Here is a 2,826-nt window from a genome sequence, read left to right on the forward strand (position 1 = left end):
TGGCTAATATCCACAAATCCCCCGCAGCCGGTTAGTTTACGGTTAAATTTCGCCACATTCACATTCCCCTGCCGGTCGGCTTGGGCCAAACCCAGGAAGGCTATATCTATGCCTCCGCCGTCGTAAAAATCAAACTGGCTGGGTTCTTCGATAATGGCTTCAGCATTATAAGCATGGCCGAAATTGGGAATGCCGTCAGGTACGCCCCCAATTGCGCCGGCTTCTGTAGTCAATGACAAGCCTTCATTGGCATTCTCCTCAGTGGCGATATTAGCTACATCAGTGGGCATGCCAACCCCGAAGTTAATGACGCTGTGCGGTTCCAGTTCCATGGCGGCCCGCCGGGCGATGATTTTGCGTTCGTTCAATGAAAGCGGGGGCACCTCGCTCAGGGGGACTTTTATGCTGCCTGAAAAAGCCGGGTTGTAATACAGGCCTTCGGTCTGCCAGTGGTGTTCTGCTTTGGCGGCTATCACCACATAATCTACCAGTATGCCCGGCACCCTTACTTCTTTGGGGTGCAATGAGCCGGCTTGGGCTAAATATTCAGCCTGAGCGATCACAATCCCGCCGCTGTTTCTGGTGGCCTGGGCCAGATGCAGAGCGCCGTTTAGCTGTCCCTCTTTGGTTGCTGTCAGGTTCCCTTTCTCATCAGCTACTGTACCTCGAATCAAGGCCATATCAATGGGCAAGCTCTTGAAGAAAAGATATTCCTCGCCTTCGAATTCGATTAATTTGACTATGTCCTCTTGCGTAAGGGAGTTCAGTTTAGCGCCTTCCACTCTTGGATCAACAAAAGTCCCCAATCCCACTTTGGTTATCAGTCCCGGTCTTTTGGCGGCAATCTCGCGCCATAGTTGACATATCACACCCTGGGGCAAGTTGTAGCCTTCTATTTTATTTTCCGCTACCAGCTTGGACATGGTGGGATTTGAACCGATATGAGCACCTATCCATCTTTTTACCAAGCCGACATGGCCAAAGTGAGTGGGGCCTCTATTAATTGTCCAATCACCCATACCACCGTTCTGAAAGAAGGTTATATTCCGGGGATGGCCAGTCTCCAGGAAACGTTTCTCGATGGCCAAAGCCATTTCCTCATTCCACCCTGCCAGTCCCATTCCGCAAACTGCGACGGTGGCGCCGTCTGCAACCAGAAAGGCGAGTTCATCAGCAGTTTTTACCTTGGACACACCAAACAACTCCTTCCAGTGCCATAACATGAGAAAGGCTCATATACAAACGGACTGATCACGTCTGTCAAGCCATGCCGCCCATACCATGGGCGTTTAAGCAATTGCTCAGCAATGGTTTGGGTCATGAATACCGAAGTTCAAGATTGATCAGCGCACATAGTTCACGATGTTCTCTTTTCTTGGCGCGGGTTTAACCGCAGTGCGGGAAGAATTATAGCCCAGTGAAACCGCATGGAAAGGTTTATAGCCTTCCGGAATCCCTAAGGCCTTTTTGATCTCTTCCTTAACCAGGATCAATTCTGCCGAACCTATCCAGCACGAGCTTAATTCCAGCGATTCGGCGGCAATGATCATGTTTTCTGTGGCCGCCGCGCAGTCCATTTCAATTCCCTTGGCATTTTCCACCCCTGAGACTACAATGACCGTGGGCGCATGATAGAAGGTATGATAATTGGGATCGGCAGCCTTCTGCTGATATCTGGCCAGGGCTGAGTTGCTCATAATATCTATCATGCCTTTGACCATCTGCTCTATCATGTGCTGATTTTGCACCACAGTGAAATGCCATAATTGACGGCCTCCGCCATTGGGTGCATATTGGGCGGCATCCAGAATAATCCGCAGTTTCTCCTCTTCTATCTGTTCAGGTTTAAAGGTTCTGATACTTCTTCGGCCCATGATAAGGCTTATGGTTTCATTTACCACCAGGAATCCCTCCTTTTGTCCGCTTGGTTCAACACGCATTGAAAACAGCTAAGCAGTCCGTTTCGGGGAGGTTAATTTGTTGTTATTGATTCGCCGCAATAATCTCCCGCAACCCGCCCCATTTCTCCCGAAAGATCTCTACCGGCATGGTTTTCAGGTTAGAAGATACTCTGGGCCTGAATTCCATCTGCTGCATAACATCTTGTTCCACATCTACTCCGGGGGCTATCTCGACCAAGGTAAGCAAGCCATCCGCTATGGTAAAAACCGCCCGCTCGGTGACATATACCACGGCCTGCCGAACTTGGCCCGCGAATTGACCGCTAAAAGAAATATGCTCCACATTCTTGATGAATTTCTTATAACCACCCTCTTGAACAATTCGCAATTGTCCCTCCTCAGCCTTGACTCTCAGCCCCCCGGCGGTGAGAGATCCACAGAAAACCACCTTTTTGGAGTTTTGGCTTACATTGATAAAACCGCCGCAGCCCATGAGTTTGGCGCCAAATTGAGTGACATTTACGTTTCCGTGTCTGTCGGCCTGCCCCAAGCCGAGAAAAGCTATATCAATGCCACCGCCATCGTAAAAATCAAACTGGGAAGGCATCTCGATCATGGCTTCGGCATTATAGGATTGGCCGAAATGAGGCAGACCGGCGGGAACGCCCCCGATGCCGCCCGCCTCTGTAGTCAAAACTATGCTCTCGCTGGCGCCCTCTTCGGCAGCGATATTGGCCACATCGGTTGGCATGCCCACACCCAGATTTACGACGGCATCCGGCTTTAATTCCATGGCCGCCCGCCGGGCGATGATCTTGCGTTCATCCAGAGGCAAAGGAGGCAGCTCTTTTAAGGGAACCTTAACATTGCCCGAAAATGCCGGGTTATAATAAACCCCTTCGGTTTGGAAGTGATTATCGTTGGA

The 2,826-nt window shown here is 50.4% G+C and carries 2 protein-coding genes and 1 pseudogene; all 3 read right to left on the reverse strand.

The genetic code is table 11. The features are described from left to right. Positions 1–1,193, reverse strand: a 1,193-nt coding sequence (locus tag B3W37_RS06315) for an acyl CoA:acetate/3-ketoacid CoA transferase (RefSeq protein WP_483175118.1), incomplete at its 3' end; no start/stop codon positions are given. 150 nt (positions 1,194–1,343) lie between these two features. Then, the gene (locus B3W37_RS06320; protein WP_483171319.1) at positions 1,344–1,901 is read right to left on the reverse strand and encodes a nitroreductase family protein; all 558 of its coding nucleotides are present in this window, start codon (positions 1,899–1,901) and stop codon (positions 1,344–1,346) included. Between the two features lie 82 nt (positions 1,902–1,983). Beyond that, positions 1,984–2,826, reverse strand: a pseudogene (locus B3W37_RS06325) (acyl CoA:acetate/3-ketoacid CoA transferase); the annotation flags it as partial.

Source organism: Syntrophomonas sp. UBA5494, assembly GCF_002426325.1.